Source organism: Bifidobacterium callitrichos (assembly GCF_008698085.1).
Taxonomy (GTDB): domain Bacteria; phylum Actinomycetota; class Actinomycetes; order Actinomycetales; family Bifidobacteriaceae; genus Bifidobacterium; species Bifidobacterium callitrichos.
In genome coordinates, this window is record NZ_RZJP01000002.1 from 448,355 (window position 1) to 466,270 (window position 17,916).

The window sequence follows — 17,916 nt, forward strand, 5'->3', positions numbered from 1 at the left end:
CGCTTCCCCGCGATCGCCCCGCTGCCGCACACACACGCTCTGATCCGCGTTTTTCACGGCCTTGGACGTCCCTCACGAGGGGATCGCCCGAACTGTGATGCCTCGGCATCGCCTGATCGCGGTCAATAGCTGATCATTCGTGAAACGGGCTGGCGATCACGCTCACCGAACGACGACCGATCGTCAGCCGAATGATCGAATACAGAAATACACAATCGAATATCCGCATATCCGCCCCCATCGGACAACCCACGGAACAATCACCGAACAATCACCGAACAACCGACAACAAGCAATCAACAACGAGCAAGAGAACACAGAAGGAACCATCATGGGAACTGCAAAGAAGAGGCTCAAGCCACGACCACCGAAACTACGCAAGCCGACGAAGGCCGACGTACCCGCGATGTACGCGATGTACTCCGACCCGCGCATCTGGTGGAACCAGTCGGGCGACGAACATCCGAACATGGAATACACCAACGCGGTGCTGGAGCAGTGGCTCAGCGGCTGGCGATACGATGCGCTCGACATCTGGGTCGCGTGCAAACAGAATACGTTCATCGGCACGGGAGGCGTGCGACGATGCGGCAACGCCTGGCACCTGCAATACTGCGTCAAACCCGAATACTGGCATCAGGGCTACGGCACCTACATAGCGACCTCCGGCGTCAAGGCCGCGGCCTATTTCGACAAGACGATGCCGGTGTTCCTCACCATGCTGCGCGACAACTACACGTCCCGACTGATCGCGAACAGACTCGGATTCCGCAACGTGCGCAACGACTTCGATCCGAAGACGGGCATGTACCCGCGTCAGATCTTCGCCAACCGGCCGATCACCGACAAGGAGCTGCGTGACTACCTTGACGCGCTGCATAAGTTGAAGGAGTAGACGCCGGCGCACCCGCCGGGCCCAATCCCACACGGCTCCAAGGAACCCGGAGCTGCGGTCTGGATGCCGGGAAGCAAACGGAAAGCCCCTTGGCGGTGCGTGTGCACCGTGCACATGCACCGCCAAGAGGCTTATCGCGATGACATACCCGTCATACGCCCGTTATCCGTCGGCTACTCCTCAGGACCGTCTGCTTCCGCGGGCCGGCCACCGAGGATGATGTCAGCTATCACCAGCCGAACGGGAAGCCGAAGCTGTCGCTGCCGCCATCGCTGTTGCCGCTGCCGTCGCTGCCGTTACCGTAGCCGTTGCCGCCGTTGTTCTGGCTGTTGCCGCTACCGTTGCTGCCGTTGCTCGACTCGGAGCGGTTGGAGCCGTTGACAGACTGCTCCTGCTGGTCGAGCGTCACGTCGACGTCCATCGTCTTGCCGCCGCGCACGATGGTCAGCGTCGCCTTGTCGCCGAGGGCGGCCGCGCGCACGAAGCCGAGCAGGGAGGCGTTGCTGCCCACCGCGTTGCCGTTGAACGCGACGATCGTATCGCCCTCCTTGAGGCCGGCCTTGTCGGCCGGGGAACCGGAGACGACCGCGGAACCGGTGGCGCCCTTGGTGATCTTCGCGCCGGCGCGGGTCACGCCGTCGGCCTCGACCGTGTCGGACGTGATCGTGATGCCGAGCGCCACGTGCTTGACCGAACCGTTCTTGATGATCTCGTCGGCGACGCGCTTGACGAGGTTCGACGGAATCGCGAAGCCGATGCCGATCGAACCGGCCGAGCTGGACGAGGACGAGCTGGACGTGGAGGCGATCGACGAGTTGATGCCGATCACCTGGCCGGCCGCGTTGAACGTCGGGCCGCCGGAGTTGCCGGGGTTGATGGCCGCATCGATCTGCACGGCGTTGGTGACGATGTCGTTGTTGTTGTCATCCATCACGGTCACCGGGCGGTTGAGCGCGGAGACGATGCCGGTGGTGGCGGTGTCGTCGTAGCCGAGCGGGTTGCCGACAGCCATGATGTTCTCGCCGACCGCGAGCTCGTCGGAATCGGCGAACGTGACGGTCTTGAGGTCGCTCGGCGGATTGTCGAGCTTGATCACGGCCAGATCGGTGGTGGTGTCGGTGCCGACGATCTGTGCGGAGTACATCTGGCCGTTGGACAACGTCACCTGGATCTTCTGCGCGCCGGAGATCACGTGGTTGTTGGTCACGATGTGGCCGTCCTTGTCGAGAATCGCGCCGGAACCCTTGGCGGTGCCGTTCGACAGCTGGGTCTGGATGGCGACCACGGAGCCGGAGACCTGCTTGGCGACGGCCTGCCAGTCGGGCGCCTCGCCGGTCTTGGCAGTGGCCGAGCCGGAGGAGGACTTGCTGGAGTCGACGTTCGTCAGGGAGCTGGTGGTTGCGACGCGGACCGCGCCGGAGGTGATGGCCGCGTAGCCGACGCCGAGGCACAGGGCGGCGGAGACGAGCGCGGCGACCACGCCGGTGACCACGAGACGGCCGACGCCGTTGGAGGACTTGGCGCCGGGCTGGTTGAACTGGTTCGGGTCGATCGGCTGGTTCGGGTCGCCGGGCTGGCCGCCGTTGCCGTTGTTGTTGCCGTTGCCGCCGAACGGGGGGAAGCCGCCGAACGGGTTGCCGGAACCGTTGCCGCCGTTGCCGTTGGCGCCGTTGCCGGCGCCCTGGTTCGGCGAGGCGAACGGGTTGTTGGAGGCGAAGGGGTTGGAGTTACCGAAGATCGAGCCGGAACGCTGGCCGTACTGCGGCTGGCCCTGCGGGTTCTGGCCATTCTGGCCGTTCTGGCCTGCGGCGGCGCCGAACGGGCCGGGCTGGCCGTTGGCCTGACCAGCCTGAGCCTGGCCACCCTGCTGCTGCGCGGCGGTCGGGACCGGGCCGTATGCGCCGTACTCCGGCGCAGGACGGTACTGACCGTACGCGGGCTGCTCGGCCGACGAAGTCGAGGTCGGGGTCGGCTGGGCAGTCGGCGTTTGCCGGGAAGCCGAAGCCGACGAAGCGGCCGAAGCCGCCGAGACCGGCCTGGAGGAGACCACGGTCTGCTCGCCGGCGGCGGAGGCGTAGTCGGGCTTCAGTTCACCGTTGGAGGCACCGGCGGCATTCGCACCGGAGACCGCGGCACCGTTGCCAGCCGCCGCGCCGGTCGTACCAAAGGCCGAGTCGGCCGCACCCTGTTCTCTGGCAACCGGGGAGATCGTCTCGGTGGGCTGCTCGCCCGCGGCCTTGACGGAATCAGCGCCTGCCGGCGTCGGGATGTGCTGCGTTTCCTGCGTGTCGCGCTGCGGCTGCGCGTTCTGGTCGCCCTGCGGGGCCCAGTTGTTCTGCTCATCAGCCATAATCGTGTGCTCCTTCATATGACCAGCGGCTTCGGGGTTTCTCTTCAGCAATCTCGCCGCCGGTTCGTATTGCTAAATAAGAGTAAAAGCTCCGGCTCTGGAAGTTTCCTGAACGTTTGTTGGAAGTGATGAGTGAATCTTCTCCCGACTTTCCGCATATCTGCGTTACGAGAGGTACTTTGCCGCCTTTGCGGACATCTATCTCGCTTACATGGGGTACTTGCCGCAGGTATACAACCTCACAAACGGCCAACCTTCGTGACGATCAAGCCATTTTGGGGCCCTTATACCTGCATGAGGTACCCCACGTAAGCGAGATAGATGTCCGCAAAGCTTTCAAAGTACCCCTCGTAACGCAGATACCTGCAATTTGCCCGCAACCTGCCTGTTCCTTCGCCATGTTCCATCCCCAGTACGGCCGCTTCGCCCCATCCCCCACGACGCTACGCCCTCCTCGCAGCCCCGGAGCACGACCGCACACGCACCCAAGCAAGAACCAACCACCCGACCAACGACCCAACCGACACTTCATCTCAATCCCCTTGTTCGCCTAAAGTGAAGCTATGACCGACATTCCCACGAATCTCAACGTCACCGCCCTGGCAAACGGCGGCGATAGCAGCACCAGCGACGCCACCGCCGCCACCGACCTCAACCTGCACCCGCTCGGCGCCGCCACCGGCAAACCCGGCGACCGATCCGCGTTCCATTTCGAGACCATCACGCGTCTGTCCGACGCCGCCGATGGCAAGGGCAAGGGCGGCGCGCGCTACGGCCGCACCGGCATCATCCACACCCCGCACGGCGACATCCGCACGCCCGCCTTCGTGCCCGTGGCCACGCAGGCCGCGATGAAGGCCGTCCTGCCCGAGTCGATGAAGGATCTCGGCGCGCAGTGCCTGCTGTCCAACGCGTTCCACCTGTTCGAGCGCCCCGGCGAGGACGTGCTCGATCAGGCCGGCGGCCTCGGGCGATTCATGAACTGGCACGGCCCGACCTTCACCGATTCGGGCGGCTTCCAGGTCATGTCGCTGGGCGTCGGCTTCAAGAAGACGCTCGCGATGGACGTGACCGGCATGAAGTCGGACGACGTGATCGCCAAGGGCAAGGAGCGCATGGCGTGGGTCGACGAGGACGGCGTCACGTTCAAGTCGCCCCTCAACGGTGACCAGCACCGCTTCTCCGCCGAGATCTCGATGGGCATCCAGCACAAGATCGGCGCGGACATCATGTTCGCGTTCGACGAGCTGACCACGCTGATGAACACGCGCTCGTACCAGGAGGAGTCGGTCGAGCGCACGTTCCGCTGGGCGAAGCGATGCGTCGCCGAGCACGAGCGCCTGACCGCCGAGCGCCTCGGCAAGCCATATCAGGCGCTGTACGGCGTGGTGCAGGGCGCGAACTACGAGGATCTGCGCCGTCACGCGGCCGAGCAGATCGCGTCGCTCGACTTCGACGGCGTGGGTATCGGCGGCGCGATCGAGAAGCGCATCATCGGCGAGACGTGCGCGTGGATCTGCGACGCGATGCCGGAGAGCCGCCCGCGCCACGTGCTGGGCATCGCGGAGATGGACGACATCTTCGCGTGCGTCGAGAACGGCGGCGACACGTTCGACTGCGTGGCGCCGGCGCGATGCGGCCGCAACGGCGCGATCTACACGCGTCACGGCCGCTACAACATCAAGCGCGCGCAGCACAAGTTCGATTTCGGCCCGCTCGAGGAGAGCTGCGACTGTTACACGTGCCGTAACTATTCGCGCGCGTACGTCGATCATCTGTTGCGGGCGCGCGAGTTCACCGGGTTCACGCTTGCGACGATCCACAACGAGCGGTTCTTCGTGAAGCTGCTCGACGATATCCGCGATTCGATTGACGGCGGGTACTTCGAGGAGTTCCGCGACGAGTCGCTGGCCCACTTCTACGGCAAGTGATCGGTCGAGACGGTCAAGACGCAGAAGCTGAAGGAGCAGGAGTGACGATGAATCTTCTTGAGGCGATCGATGCGCGGCACGCGATCCGCGCGTACGCCGACGAGCCGGTCGCGCCGGATGTGCTGGCGCAGCTGCAGGCCGAGATCGACGCGTGCAACGCCGAGTCGGGACTGCATATCCAGATGGCTGCGGGATTGGACGATGCGTTTCTCGGGCTGAAGACGCATTACGGACGATTCAAGGGCGTGCACAATGCGATCGCGCTGATCGGCGCGGTGGCGGGTGGCAGTGACGGCGACGGCGAGGTTGCGACAGCAGTCTCAGCGGAGACCGACTCCCGAGTCAACCGTGACGCCGCGTCCGCTGTGCCCGCTGCGCCCGCCACGCCAGCAATAGCGACCACCCTTCAGTCGTTCAAGGACGCGGAGGGGACGCCGGTGTCGGCTCAGGCCGCGGATCTGCAGGAGCGCGTCGGCTACTACGGCGAGCGCCTCGTGCTGCGCGCCGTGCAACTCGGGTTGGAGACGTCGTGGGCCGTGCTGGATGGCGCGGAGAACGTCGATCCGGCCGATGCGTGGTGGACGCTCGGCGATGGCGAGTCGGTGGTGTGGGTGATCGCGTTCGGACACGGTGCGCGCCCGGGCGGCCGTCGCCGTACCAAGCCGATCGAGGAGCTGGCGAGCGTGGTGGTCGATTCCGTGACGGAGAGAACCGATGTCGTGCAGTCGGTCGGCAAGGCTGACCAGCATGCTGATGGCAGCGGCGATGCCGCGCTTGCAAACCATTCGTTTGCCAATGCGCCCGACTGGTTCCTTGCCGGCATGGAGGTGGCCATGAAGGCGCCGACGTCGCTCAGCCAGCAGCCGTTCCACTTCACGCTGCATCTCGGTGACGGGCGCGATGGTGGCTCCGACGATGGCGAGGTGACCGCCGAGGCGCTGGACGGCCTGTTCGCCCACGTCGGCCTCGGCTGCGCCAAGTACCACTTCGAGATCGGCGCAGCCCCGCATAAGGTCGAGTGGCGCTAGGGATGATCTCGGGACTGCGCAATCGTCCATTTCTGGAGCTCTTATCTCTCCCCCAGTCAGCTTCGCTGACAGCCCGTCCCGCAATTGCGGACGCGCTATGCGCGACACTATCTGACTCACCTGTCGGCTCGCACGTTGCCTACAAACAGCTCCGCCGTTTGCCATACGGCAACGTCCCGTCAGAGGGGGTCGAGAACGAGGGGATTGTCGTGCTCGTCGCCCGCCGCGCTGACGGCCCCCTCACTAGAGAGGGCCGAGATAGGGGCCATAATAGCCGCGACACGCCGATGAGGCTTCGGATTTGCGTTTGGCGCCGAAGTAGTGCTAAGTTATCTGCTTGTTCGCGAGTGTGGCGGAATGGTAGACGCGCTGTCTTCAGGTGGCAGTGAGTGTATGCTCGTGGGGGTTCAACTCCCCCCACTCGCACCAGCAAGTAAGGGCTGGAACCGCAAGGTTCCAGCCCTTTTGCTTTCCCGAAATCCGGGTTCAGTCCCGAAAGCCGGGTTCAGTAAGGAGAAGCCCACGGAGACGTTGGAAAACCAACGGCTCCGTGGGCTTCTCCGCATTCCGGAGCACGGGACATGCGCCTGGGATGCGCCGTCATTCCGAGCCGGGTAAGTAAAGAAACGAGTAAGTAAAGAAACGAGTAAGTAAAGAAACGTGGGTCTTATCCGCGTACGCTGTCGGCGTGTCGGCTGTTAGTTCGATCGTCCCGTCCATCCATATATCACATATGCTATATTTAATCCATGAAAAGCATTACCGAACTGCGTACGGAACGCGTGCTGGCTCATATCAGCCAAAGTGATGTGGCCGCGTCTATGGGAACCACGCAGTCGGCGGTGTCCCGCACGGAACGGGAGGGCAATCCAACGCAGGACTTCCTGCAACGATACGAAATCGCCCTCAGGAACCTCACTGCCGCCGACACGGGAATATCCGAATCCCCTGCATCCGCCTCGCCGACGCCTGAGCCGACGCCTGAATCATCATCCAGCCCGATCGAGATCGCACTGATCAGGGCGATCGTCGCCGGCATTGCGAAGCGGTACGGCATCGCCGACATGTACGTGTTCGGATCGACGGCGCGAGGTGACGCCCGTGCCGATTCGGACGTGGACTTGCTCTATCGCCTCGAATCCGGCGCGTCGCATTCCATGATGACGATGCAACGGCTCACCGCCGAATTGGAGTCGGCGATCGGCCGCACAGTATCGCTGACATCCTACGATTCACTGCTGCGCAGCGCACAGCGCAGTCAGGCCAGTCGTCGGTTCCTCGAGCATATCTCCCGTGACATGATCAAGGTGGCGTGATGATGCCGCGACCGCAACACGAATATCACCATAATGAGCGCCGCCATGACGACCAACTCTTCCGCGACCAGACCACACTGATCCGTCTCCTGGAGCACCTCGATCACGCTGTCGAGGATGCAAGCACGACCCATTCTCCCGACGACCTGTTCGCGGATCGCGTGCGGTTCAACTCGGTCGCCATGGAGATGACGCAGGCGCAGGAATGCGCGCGCCGGCTGTCGGAGGATTATCGTCGTATCATGCCGAATCTGCCATGGGCGGAGCTGCGAGCGCTGCGCAACGCGCTGGTTCACGATTACGACGAGATCGACGTCGAATCCTTATATGACACGGTCACGCAGGATGTGCCGGCTTTGGCCACGCGACTTCGGCCGGTTGTGGCGGCCATCCTGCGCGAAACGTGAGACCGCGTATCAGTCCTGCGGAAGTTCAAGCTTGGTTGTCGCTCGCACCAGCAGTCAAGGGCTGGAACCGCAAGGTTCCAGCCCTTTTGCTTTCCCGAAATCCGGGTTCAGTAAGGAGAAGCCCACGGGGACGTTGGAAAACCAACGGTTCCGTGGGTTTCTCCGTATGCCGGGGACCGGGACATGCACCGGGACGTGCGCCATGGAATGTGTCGTTACCCGGGTCAGGCCGCCGGCCGGATCCTGCTCAGCCTTGGCGGGCGATGTTGACGGCGGTGCCGGAGGCGGTGACCATCAGCATCGATCCGTCGGCGCCGAGCACCTCGTAGTCGACGTCGACCCCGACGACGGCCTGCGCGCCAAGCGCCTCCGCACGCTGCTGCATCTCGGCGATCGCCTCGTTGCGCGCGTTCGTCAGCTCCTCCTCATAGCCCTGGCTGCGCCCGCCGAACATGTTGCGGAAGCTCGCGCCGATGTCCTTGAGCATGTTCACGCCGGCGACGACCTCGCCGAACACGATGCCCCGATAGTTGGTGATGACGTATCCGTCGATCGACGGCGTAGTGGTGACGAGAATCATGATTGGCCTCCTTGCCGTTTATTTGCTGCCTGTCACGATTCCAGTCTAGCCCCTAGCCCGCGTCCCTCCTGATCGACGGGAGTCCCGTCAATCAGACACCAGCACCCTCAGCGCCCTCAACACCCTCGGCACCGTCGACGGCGGGGATCCAGTCGGCGTAGCCCTCCTCGGCCATGCGCGAGCGCGGCACGAAGCGCAGGGAGGCGCTGTTCATGCAGTAGCGCAGGCCGCCGCGGTCGGCCGGCCCGTCCTCGAACACGTGCCCCAGGTGGATCTGCGTGTCGGCGGTGCGGATCTCGATGCGCGGGCGTCCGGGCACGCGATCGTCCTCGTGCTCGGTGACGAGGTCGGCGCGCAGGGGGCGCGAGAACGCGGGCCAGCCGCAGCCAGAGTCGAACTTGTCGCGTGAGGAGAACAGCGGCTCGCCGCTGACGATGTCCACGTAGATGCCCGGCTCGAACGTGTGGTCGTATTCGTTGACGAACGGGCGTTCGGTGGCGGCGTTCTGCGTCACCGCGAACTGTTCGAGCGTCAGGTCCCAGATGCGGTCGACGTACTTCTGGCGGCGCTTCACGTTCGCGATCGCGGCGAGCGGGATGTGGCAGTAGCCGCCGGGGTTGTGGATGAGATAGTCCTGGTGGTTCGCCTCGGCCGGGTAGAAGTTGCGCAGCGGCTCGATGAGCACGGCCGGACGCTGCGGCTGGCGGTCGATGAGCTGTTCGATCGCGGCGATGTAGACGTGCCGCTGCGCCTCGGACGTGAAGAACATGCCGGTGCGGTACTGGCGGCCCGTGTCGTTGCCCTGGCGGTCGACGGAGAACGGGTCGATCACCTCGAGGAACAGCAGCGAGAGCGTGCGCAGGGTCACACGCGAGGGGTCGAACGTGACCTGCACGGTTTCGGCCGCGTCGGTCGCGCCGGAGCAGACCTGCTCGTAGGTGGGGTTCTCGACGGTCGACTGCGCGTAGCCGACGGTCGTGTCGATGACGCCGTCGACGTTCTGGAAGTAGCGTTCGAGGCCCCAGAAGCAGCCTCCGGCGAAGTAGGCGATGTTCGTATCAGTCGTCGTATCAGTCATACGCCCCAGACTACCGGCGCAGCGTCCTGAGCATGCCGGCGATCTCGCCGGGCGTGACGGACGGCACGTACGCGTGCGTCACGGCCAGGCCGATCTGTGCGAGTTTCGCCGCGTCCGGGTAGCACACGTACACGGGTTCCTCGCTCGGCTGGAACTTGCGTTTGAAGTTGAACAGCGAGTGGAATCCGTAGGCTGGTTCCATCCAGTCGGCCACGAGCTGGAGCGCATGCTGCAGCACCTTGATGCCCTCGTCCATGCGCGTGTCGTCGCCGGGGAGCGTGTTGTCGCGTTCCGGGTTCATGCCGGCCAGCGGCGCGGCGGACAGGCTCATGAACTCGACGGCCGTCTCCGGTGCCGCCTCCCCTTCGTCGCGCAGCCGTTCGGCCATGCGTGCGATGAGGAACTCCATCACGCCGTTCGGGCTGTCCGGGCGATGACGCATGAAGTCGAGCGTCCAGCCGACGATCCGTCCGTCGCGCCACGTGGGCAGCCAGCTGGTCACGCCGAGCACGATGCCGTCCGGGTCGACGGCGTACAGGAGTCGCACGCGCGGGTCGCGCAGCTCCTCGACGCCGCCCAGCGTGAATTTCATCTCCGGCAGCGCCTTGCCCTGCGCCCACTCCTCGGAGATGTCCTCGATCTGTTCGCGCACGTCGAGCGGCGCCTCGAGGAACGTGGAGCACACGTCGGTCACGCCCTGTCGTTTCGCCTTGTTGATGGCGGTGCGGATGTCCTGCCATTTCTTGCCGGTCGTCTTCCACTGCCGCGGGTCGACGACCATTTCGCCGCCGACTTCGATGGAATGCCATCCCATCGCGAGCAGTCGGTCGCGTTGCGTGCGATGCACCGCGTAGAACGCGGGGGTCAGCGACCGTTCGGCGCAGTAGCGCGAGAAGGCGACCAGATCGTCGTCCCATTCGCGCGGATCGCCGAACGGGCCGGTGCAGGTGAGCGCCACACCGCCCCACACGCGGTAGGCGACGGCCGATCTGCCGGAATCCGACGTCCAGTACTCGTTGCCCTCCCACGTGGTCATGAAGCTCATCGACTCGCCGCCGGCCTCGACGAGCCGTTCCGCGCGGGCGCGGGCGCGCTCGTCGACCGCCGTCACGTCACCCATCCATCGCGCGACGACGGTGAGCACGACGATCCAGAACACGAGTCCCACGCCCTGATACACGACGGACGCGAGCGGCGTGACCGGCACGAACGCGAGTCGCACGTGGCTGAGGAACCCGATCGGCAGGAAGCGGCCGGGCAGTTCGGCGAGGAGCGCCGCGGCCGTCGCGTGCGGCGCGAAATCGGCCGGCCGCGCGAGGCCGTACAGCAGATACACGGCGACGCACGCGAGCAGGGCGATCGCGATCGTGCCGACGCCGCCAGCCAGTCGCCGCCATCCCACGCGCACGGGGAAATGCTTCAGTCCGACGGCCAGCGCGATGGCGAACACGCACGGCGGCAGCACGTTCGCGACGCATGCGGCGAGCGCGCCGTGGTCGACGAGCGAGACGAGACCGTCCGGCGCGACGCCCAGCGGCACGACGACGTAGTAGGCGACGGCGATGGCCGCAGTGACGAGATTGACCGCGATGGACAGCAGCGCGGCGAACCGGCGGCCGCGGTACAGTCCCCACGCGAGCACCAGCGTGACGGCGGTGGGCAGCAGCGAGCGCAGCACCGCGCCGGGCATCGACGTGCGCAGCAGGTCGAATTGGAAGAAGCAGTCGGCGCGTGTACTGCCGGCGATGCATCGGGCGAGCGTGGCGTTGTCGGCCGCGACCGGGCTCATGATGAGTCCCAGCGTGCTGAGCGGGCCGGCATGGCTGTGCGAGGTGATGGCGATGACCGGGCCGAGCGCGAGTACGACGGCGATGGCCGCGTACAGGCGTCGCGCCTCGTATGAGGTGCCGCGCAGCCAGTGCCAGTGCGTTTCGACTGTGTCGCCGTCGGATACGGTTTCGGTGGTTTCGGTGGTTTCGACGGTATCGGCTGTTCTGACGGTCTCGACGGCGTCGAACGCGTGGAGGCGGCGTTCGCGCTGGCGGATGACCACGCCGACCGCGTGTCCGATGATCGCGGCGGCGAGGATGCAGTAGTCGCCGGGATTGCCGCTGTACAGGAGCGTGACGGCGATCGCCACGTAGCCGACGAGTCGGATGCGCTGACGCCACAGATGCGTGCAGTACGCGCTGGCGGCCATCAGCGCGCCGACGGGCAGGGTGAGCGGGCTCAGCGCGAATCGGATGCGTTCGACGATGTGCGTGTCGTGCAGCAGCGCACCGGTCGCACAGCACATCGCCATGCCGACGATCACGCCGCCGATCGCGCACGCGACGGCGATGCGGATGGTGCGCGCGCGGCCGAGCCATCGTTCGGCGATGGACAGCATGATGAGCCACAGCATCGCGTCGATGACGAGCTGGACGACGCCTCGCGTGAGGAACAGCGAGCACAGCAGCTTGCCGTAGTCGAATTCGGCCATGCTGGTGCGCAGTCGCAGCGGGAAATCGAAGCCGGTGATCGCCGCCACGATCCACGCCACGATGTTCACGGCCACGAACGCGAGGGTCGCGCCGACCGCGAAACGATGCGCGGCGTTCCACCGGCGGGCGTCGCCGATAAGCGCGTGCCACGCGAGCGAGGTATGTGATGTCTTCATAGCCTCCGTCATTCCTGCACCTCCACTTGCGGATAGTCCTTGAGTTCCTTCGTCATGTCGCCGAGCCCCGTGCGCGCTCCGAACCAGTCGACGCCCGGCCGCCACACGGCCGTGACCGCATGCCAGTCGTGGCCGGTGCCGGGCACGACGATCTCGGTCACCTCGCTCATGCCCGCCTTGCGCGCGGCGGCGGCGATCGTGCGCATGTTGCGCACCGATTCGACGTCGCGTGCGCCTGCGCCCGCGAACAGGGCGAGTCCGTTCGCCTCGCCCGGGTCGAGCTTGGCGAGCGCGTTGACCGGCACCTGCGCGTCGTAGTCGGCTCGCCGCCCCCGGAAGTAGTTCCTCGTCATGTCGGCGACGGAACCGTTGGTGGGTTTGAGCTCGCCGTCGACGGGCAGCATCGCGCCGTACAGGTCGGGGTGGCGCGGCGCGAGCTGCGTCGTGCACGTGCCGCCCTGCGAGAAGCCGCCGATCGCCCACATGTGCGGAGTCTTCGCGACCGGGAGGCGACGTTTCGCCCAATCGACGACGTCGCGGGTGAGATACGTTTCGGCGTTGCCCTGCGAGGTGTCGGCGCACAGGCTGTTGAGCGAGTCCGCGCCGTTCTGGTCGGGTACCACGACGATGGGCGCGAGGCCGTCGTGCGCGGCGGCGTAGGCGTTCATCATCGAGGCGATTCCGGATGCCGCGACGAGACGCCCCGGCGATCCGGGCTGTCCGGCGAGCAGTTCCATCACCGGCAGTCGCGGCGGCGTCGGGGAGAGCGCCGCCGGCGGCAGGTATACCATCGCGCGGCGGGCGTGGAACCGCGAACGCGTGTTCGGGATGTCGGCCGTGACGATTCTGCCGGCGGTCGCGTCCGGCATGGACGGCAGTCGATGCGCACGCGCGCGGGATCGCCATTGCTCGACGGTCATGGACGCGCGATGCACGGTGATGCTGTCGATCGACGCGTACGGACTGTAGCCGACGAGGCTGCCGACAGTCTGGTATTCGCCGTAGATCGCGTCGACGCGCAGCCCGGTCGAGGCGAGCGCGAGCGGCACGAGGACGGCGGCGAGCGCGCGCATCACACGACGCGTGACAGTGCGGGGCACGCGGCGGCGGTTCGCGACGACGATGGCGGCGATGAGGAAGCCGAGTCCGGCGATGCCGCAGGCAATGGTGATGATGACCGGCCATCCGAGCGAGACGCCGAACACCATGAACACGTCGGAGACGAGCCATGCGGCGATGAGCCCGAGGATGCCGGAGGCGACGGCCGCGAGCAGCGGGACGGCGATCAGTGCGGGGGTGGGCGCGGATGCGGGGGCGGGCACGGGCGCGGCTCGGCGGATTGCGGCGGCGATCAGCATGACAAGCAGCGCGACGCCTGCGAGCGCGGTCAGGGAGAACACCGTCATCGGCAGGGCGCCTCGGACCAGGGATGTCTGCATCAGCTCTGACGGCAGCGATGATGCCGCCGCAGGCAATGCCGTCACAAGTGATGCCACCGCAAACGATGTCACCGCGACGGCACGCATACCGATACCCATGACAAGTCCTCTCCCCCGTACGTTCCTTACGCGCACGGTAGCCTAACGCGCGATTCGAGAAATCAGGGGAAATCCCGTGACCTTCACGGCAAGTTTACATAACTCGAAGTTATGTGAATATCATCCTTACGGTTGATCCTGCACAAGGAGCGAAGAAGAATAACAGGGACGAAGCGCACAATGTGCACAGCGCTTCGCCCCTGAAATAGCGGATTGGCGGGTTCCAGATCGCCAGCCCGGCCCGATGGGGGCACGGATTGGCGACAGGAAACCAATTGGCGTACCTCCGTTTGCCGGACGGCACAAACAAGCCGACCGACCGGCACCCCCGACCATAGTCGCTACGTTGATGAATACGGAAGATGAGACCAATCCATGGTCATCGATCATTCGATGCGCGGACATCGGGGATGCGCGGCTAGCGCACGAGGAAGACCATCACGAGGATCATCACGAAACCGACCAGATCGGTCGGGGTGAAGATCGCGCCGAGGAACAGGGCCGAGGAGACGGTGGCGGCGACCGGTTCGACGGTGCCGAGCATCGTCGCGCGCATGGCGCCGATGCGCATCACGCCCGCCAGATACAGTCCGAACGCGCCGAACGTGCCGAACAGCACCGTGTAGGCCATGAGCAACAGGCCGAACGCGTCGAACGAGGGCATGTGGGCCCATGGACGGACGACGAACAGCAGTATCGTGCCGGAGAGGGTGAACGTCACGCCGTTGACGACCATGTTGCCCCAGCGGGCGATGATACGGACGGGCATGATGCCCATCGCGGCGGTCGCGGCCGCGTTGAGGAGTCCCCAGATCAGGCCCATGGCCGGCAGCTTCAACGTGGACAGGTCACCGCCGGTGGCGATCAGCGTGGTGCCGACGAAGGCGAGCGCCACGCCGATCCCCTCGCGTAAGTCCGGCCATCGGCGGCCGCGGATGCACATGAACGCCAGCACGAACAGCAGGTTCAGCGCCTGGAGCACGGTGGCCGTGCCCGCGTTGGTCCAGTCGATCGTGGACAGGTAGGCGACCTGCACCAGCAGCACGCACACCAGTGTGCAGGCGAGGAATCGGGGCCAGTCGCGACGCTCATGCAGCGCGCCGGTGAGGAGCTGCGGCGTGCGTACGGCGGCCACGGCAAGGTAGAGGATGCCGGCCAGCAGGCCGCGCACGCAGGCGAGCCACATCGGATCGACGTGGTAGCTGCCCATCAGCTCCTTGGAGACCGTGGCGTTGCAGCCCCACATGACGCCGCCGACCAGCACCAGCGCGGCGCCGACCAGCAGGTCCTTCGGCGTGCGTTCGAATGTGGGAGCGCGCCCGCCCCTGCTCTTCTCACTCATGCCAACAGCATAGCCCTCATTGCAGGCCTGAGGGGTAGTTAGTGATGACGAACTATCAGTTTCAGGCGGATATGCTTAATGACATGACGCATAACAGCAAGACCCTGTGGACCGTGGTGGGCACTGCCGCCGCCGTGGTCGTGATCTTCCTCGTATTGGGGTTCGCGGTGAGCTGGGGGCTGGCCGCGATCTTCGCGATCATCATGATTCCGGGCGCCATTTCGGTGGCGATCATCGCGCGCCACCCGGAGAGGACGGGCGGGCGCAGCATGCTCGGCATCTCCGATCCGAACACGCTGCTCGACCCGCTCACCGGCAAGCGAGATCACTCTCAAAAGAACCCCTCATAGAACCCCTCATAACGCGAAAAAGCCGGCGTATGCCGGCTTATCCACGCTTATCCACGACTGTGGCTTATCCACGCTTATCCACGACTGTTAGGCGATTCTCACATCGTCTGGGCGGATTCGATGAGGGCGCTCTTGAGGTCGGATTCGATCTGACGCATCTTGACCTGGGCGGCCTCGCGGTTCGCCTTGCCCTGCTTCTGGATCTGCACGGTCTCCTTGAGCGTGGCGATGAGCTCGGAGTTGATCTTCTCCAGCGTCTCGATCTCGACCACGGAACGCTGGTTGGCCTTCTCGGCGGCCACCGCGCCCTTGTGCATGGCGGCAGCGTTGCGCTGCAGCAGCTTGTTGGTCACGTCGTCGGCCTTGTTCTGCAGGTCGAGCGCCTTCTTCTGGTTGGACAGGCCGAGGGCGATCACCATCTGCGACTTCCACACCGGGATCGTCGTGGAGATCGTCGTGTCGATCTTGTCGACGATGGTCTGGTCGGCGTTCTGGATGATCTTGATCTGCGGTGCGGTCTGCAGCGTGACCACGCTGATGCGGTCGAGGTCGTCGAGGCGCTTCTCGAAGCGGTCGAGCTTCGACTTGAAGTCCTTGAGGATCTGCGCCTGCATCGGGTCGCCGCTCTGCTCGGCCTGCGCCTCGAGGGCGGGCAGCTGCTGCGCGCGGAAGTCGGTGAGCGCCTTCTTGCCGGCGAGCACGGTGATCTTGAGCTCGCGGTACTGCTGCGCGTTCTGCTCGTACATCGTGTTGTACATGGAGATGTCGGAAACGAGCCTCGCCTGCGCGGCCTCGAGCTTGGTGATGATCTCGTCGATCTGCGAATCGACCTTCTGGTAGCGGCGGCGCAGCTTGTCGATGGAGACGGCCACCTGGCCCAGGATCGGGATCTTGCGGAAGCCGCCGAGCTCGGCCTCGTCGATCGTCACGAGCATCGTGTTGAGCAGCTCGCCGGCCTCGCCGGTGTCCTTGGAGCGGGTTTCTGACAGGATCTCGTCGGCGAAGCTGGAGGTGGCGCGCTGCGCGTCCTTGCCGTAGCTGGATTCGATGCCCTCGCGTGTGAAGTCGATCTGGTCGGCCAGCTGGTTGACGGTCTGCTGGTCCGCGGCGGGCAGTTTCGCGATCTGCTGGTCCGGCGTGAGGGTCGCGGCGTCGGAGGCGGCCTGCGCGGCGGTGGGGACCAGATCGCCGGTCTGTGAGCCCATGGCGCCTTCGAGCGTGGGATTGGTGACGGCGTTGGTGCCGCCGGCCAGATCGGCGAGTGAGATTTGCTTGGCCATGGTATGTGTCCTTTCAGTTGGCCTTCAGTTGACAATCGACCTCAGTTGGCCTTCAGTTGGTGGGCTGTACGCCCTGCAGCGTGGTGATCAGCGCCTGCATCGCATCGTTGCCGGGCAGTTCGGAGACGGCGGGCACCTGATCGAGCGTGCCGTTGACCTTGAACCGTTTGATCGAGTCGGTGCCGGAGAAGTTGGCGGCGCGGAAGCCGTGCTGGGTCCACGCGAGCTTCTGGATTTCGGGCGATGTGAGCACCTTCAGCAGCTTCTCCCCCTTGGCGTCGAGCGCCATGAGCGTGTGCGTGCTCCATACGGTCGGCGTCGGGTAGACGATGACGACGTCGTCCTTGATCTGCTTGAACGCGTCCGGCTGGTTGGCGGCGAGGTCGAGGATCTGCGATTCGTAGCCGACCATCATCGGCTTCGATCCGACGCCGAGCGTGAGGAACTGGTTGAACGAATCCTCGGAGGAGGTCTCCATCCAGCCCGATTTCGCGAAGATCGCCTTGATCTTCTCGCCGTCGCGGGCCACCGACTGGGTGGTGGCGGGCTGGCCGCCGTTGAGGACGGTGGCGACGAGGGCCGCGTATTCATTGCCGGAGTTCGACTGGACCGGGTCGGTCGAGTCGATGCGGAACTGGCCGTAGCCGGCCTTGTAGCCGACGTCGGCCCACGTCTTGTTGGCGACCATCGCGTCGACGGCCTTGGCCATGTCCATCGAATAGACGCCGTCGGCGTTCTTCGTCATGAGCCCGCCGGCGACAAGCCCGTCGGCCACGGCCTTGTGCGTGTACAGGACGATCGGCGAGTTGAACACGATGTCGCTCTGCGTGGCCTTGACGCCCTTCGCCTTGCCGTATTCGACGGCGGCGCGCGAGGACGGGAACAGATAGTCCATGCCCTTGGAGTCGGAGTCCATCATCGCAAGGCTTCCGGCCTTGCGGTAGTCGACGTCGAGGCCCTGCGCGGCGGCGGCCTTAAGGAAGTCGGGATCGTCGAACAGACCGATCTTCTCGCCGCCGAGGTAGCCGGTCACGCTTTCGGTCTTGACGGGCTCGGGCGGGGCGGCAGGCTTCGGGCCGATCTGACGCCAGACGAGCGCGCCGCCGAGGATCGCGACGACCGCGAGCAGCGCGATGAGTCCGATGATCTTCGATTTGGACAT

General features: G+C 65.3%; 14 protein-coding genes and 1 tRNA gene. 7 read left to right on the plus strand and 8 right to left on the minus strand.

From position 1 onward, the window contains the following. Positions 1 to 331: 331 nt before the first annotated feature. Entirely contained in the window at positions 332 to 895 is a 564-nt protein-coding gene (locus EMB92_RS06400) for a GNAT family N-acetyltransferase (RefSeq protein ID WP_043166613.1), read from the plus strand. Between the two features lie 229 nt (positions 896 to 1,124). On the opposite strand, the gene EMB92_RS06405 is transcribed toward EMB92_RS06400, so the two are convergent. After that, positions 1,125 to 3,245, minus strand: coding sequence for a S1C family serine protease (locus tag EMB92_RS06405; protein ID WP_150394195.1), 2,121 nt, complete (start codon positions 3,243 to 3,245; stop codon positions 1,125 to 1,127). A gap of 563 nt (positions 3,246 to 3,808) precedes the next feature. On the opposite strand from EMB92_RS06405, the gene tgt reads away from it, so the two are divergent. The 5 genes from tgt to EMB92_RS06430 all read left to right on the plus strand — a co-directional run bounded on the left by tgt (position 3,809) and on the right by EMB92_RS06430 (position 7,927). Then, on the plus strand, positions 3,809 to 5,176 hold the full coding sequence (tgt, locus tag EMB92_RS06410; RefSeq protein WP_223847601.1) for a tRNA guanosine(34) transglycosylase Tgt: 1,368 nt from the start codon (positions 3,809 to 3,811) through the stop codon (positions 5,174 to 5,176). A 47-nt stretch (positions 5,177 to 5,223) separates the two neighbouring features. Next, positions 5,224 to 6,204, plus strand: a complete 981-nt coding sequence (locus tag EMB92_RS06415; RefSeq protein ID WP_150394196.1) for a nitroreductase family protein — start codon at positions 5,224 to 5,226, stop codon at positions 6,202 to 6,204. 343 nt (positions 6,205 to 6,547) lie between these two features. Then, positions 6,548 to 6,633: transfer RNA gene (locus EMB92_RS06420), tRNA-Leu, on the plus strand. Between the two features lie 320 nt (positions 6,634 to 6,953). Beyond that, a complete protein-coding gene (locus EMB92_RS06425) occupies positions 6,954 to 7,520 on the plus strand; it encodes a nucleotidyltransferase domain-containing protein (protein ID WP_150394197.1) in 567 nt (188 codons plus the stop codon). Beyond that, the gene (locus EMB92_RS06430; protein ID WP_223847602.1) at positions 7,520 to 7,927 is read left to right on the plus strand and encodes a HepT-like ribonuclease domain-containing protein; all 408 of its coding nucleotides are present in this window, start codon (positions 7,520 to 7,522) and stop codon (positions 7,925 to 7,927) included. The genes EMB92_RS06425 and EMB92_RS06430 overlap by 1 nt, the downstream gene beginning before the upstream one ends. A 247-nt stretch (positions 7,928 to 8,174) precedes the next feature. Here the strand turns inward: EMB92_RS06430 and EMB92_RS06435 are convergent, their stop codons facing one another. The 5 genes from EMB92_RS06435 to EMB92_RS06455 form a co-directional block, all read right to left on the minus strand. Further along, a complete protein-coding gene (locus tag EMB92_RS06435; RefSeq protein WP_150394198.1) occupies positions 8,175 to 8,507 on the minus strand; it encodes a putative heavy metal-binding protein in 333 nt (110 codons plus the stop codon). A gap of 91 nt (positions 8,508 to 8,598) precedes the next feature. Next, positions 8,599 to 9,585: a peptide-methionine (S)-S-oxide reductase MsrA gene (gene msrA / locus EMB92_RS06440; protein WP_150394199.1), complete on the minus strand. Its 987-nt coding sequence runs from the start codon at positions 9,583 to 9,585 to the stop codon at positions 8,599 to 8,601. Between the two features lie 10 nt (positions 9,586 to 9,595). Continuing rightward, positions 9,596 to 12,244: a bifunctional lysylphosphatidylglycerol flippase/synthetase MprF gene (locus EMB92_RS06445; protein WP_190973591.1), complete on the minus strand. Its 2,649-nt coding sequence runs from the start codon at positions 12,242 to 12,244 to the stop codon at positions 9,596 to 9,598. 8 nt (positions 12,245 to 12,252) lie between these two features. Beyond that, positions 12,253 to 13,683 carry an alpha/beta hydrolase gene (locus EMB92_RS06450; protein WP_150394200.1) on the minus strand — a complete coding sequence of 477 codons (1,431 nt, stop codon included), beginning with the start codon at positions 13,681 to 13,683 and terminating at the stop codon, positions 12,253 to 12,255. Positions 13,684 to 14,200: 517 nt separating this feature from the next. Then, on the minus strand, positions 14,201 to 15,124 hold the full coding sequence (locus EMB92_RS06455; protein ID WP_150394201.1) for a DMT family transporter: 924 nt from the start codon (positions 15,122 to 15,124) through the stop codon (positions 14,201 to 14,203). 83 nt (positions 15,125 to 15,207) lie between these two features. Here EMB92_RS06455 and EMB92_RS06460 point away from each other — a divergent pair, with 83 nt between their 5' ends. After that, positions 15,208 to 15,474, plus strand: coding sequence for a hypothetical protein (locus EMB92_RS06460; RefSeq protein ID WP_150394202.1), 267 nt, complete (start codon positions 15,208 to 15,210; stop codon positions 15,472 to 15,474). A gap of 98 nt (positions 15,475 to 15,572) precedes the next feature. Here EMB92_RS06460 and EMB92_RS06465 read toward each other — a convergent pair whose 3' ends face one another. Both EMB92_RS06465 and EMB92_RS06470 read right to left on the minus strand, forming a co-directional pair. Next, a complete protein-coding gene (locus EMB92_RS06465; RefSeq protein ID WP_223847604.1) occupies positions 15,573 to 16,754 on the minus strand; it encodes a toxic anion resistance protein in 1,182 nt (393 codons plus the stop codon). 52 nt (positions 16,755 to 16,806) lie between these two features. Further along, positions 16,807 to 17,916 (minus strand): substrate-binding domain-containing protein, encoded by a 1,110-nt coding sequence (locus EMB92_RS06470; protein WP_107044567.1) that lies wholly within the window; start codon positions 17,914 to 17,916, stop codon positions 16,807 to 16,809.

Coding starts and splice junctions, on each gene's coding strand:
- EMB92_RS06400 (WP_043166613.1), top strand. CDS start 332: ATGGGAACTGCAAAGAAGAGGCTCAAGCCACGACCACCGAAACTACGC.
- EMB92_RS06405 (WP_150394195.1), bottom strand. CDS start 3,245: ATGGCTGATGAGCAGAACAACTGGGCCCCGCAGGGCGACCAGAACGCG.
- tgt (WP_223847601.1), top strand. CDS start 3,809: ATGACCGACATTCCCACGAATCTCAACGTCACCGCCCTGGCAAACGGC.
- EMB92_RS06415 (WP_150394196.1), top strand. CDS start 5,224: ATGAATCTTCTTGAGGCGATCGATGCGCGGCACGCGATCCGCGCGTAC.
- EMB92_RS06425 (WP_150394197.1), top strand. CDS start 6,954: ATGAAAAGCATTACCGAACTGCGTACGGAACGCGTGCTGGCTCATATC.
- EMB92_RS06430 (WP_223847602.1), top strand. CDS start 7,520: ATGATGCCGCGACCGCAACACGAATATCACCATAATGAGCGCCGCCAT.
- EMB92_RS06435 (WP_150394198.1), bottom strand. CDS start 8,507: ATGATTCTCGTCACCACTACGCCGTCGATCGACGGATACGTCATCACC.
- msrA (WP_150394199.1), bottom strand. CDS start 9,585: ATGACTGATACGACGACTGATACGAACATCGCCTACTTCGCCGGAGGC.
- EMB92_RS06445 (WP_190973591.1), bottom strand. CDS start 12,244: ATGAAGACATCACATACCTCGCTCGCGTGGCACGCGCTTATCGGCGAC.
- EMB92_RS06450 (WP_150394200.1), bottom strand. CDS start 13,683: ATGCAGACATCCCTGGTCCGAGGCGCCCTGCCGATGACGGTGTTCTCC.
- EMB92_RS06455 (WP_150394201.1), bottom strand. CDS start 15,124: ATGAGTGAGAAGAGCAGGGGCGGGCGCGCTCCCACATTCGAACGCACG.
- EMB92_RS06460 (WP_150394202.1), top strand. CDS start 15,208: ATGACGCATAACAGCAAGACCCTGTGGACCGTGGTGGGCACTGCCGCC.
- EMB92_RS06465 (WP_223847604.1), bottom strand. CDS start 16,754: ATGGCCAAGCAAATCTCACTCGCCGATCTGGCCGGCGGCACCAACGCC.
- EMB92_RS06470 (WP_107044567.1), bottom strand. CDS start 17,916: ATGTCCAAATCGAAGATCATCGGACTCATCGCGCTGCTCGCGGTCGTC.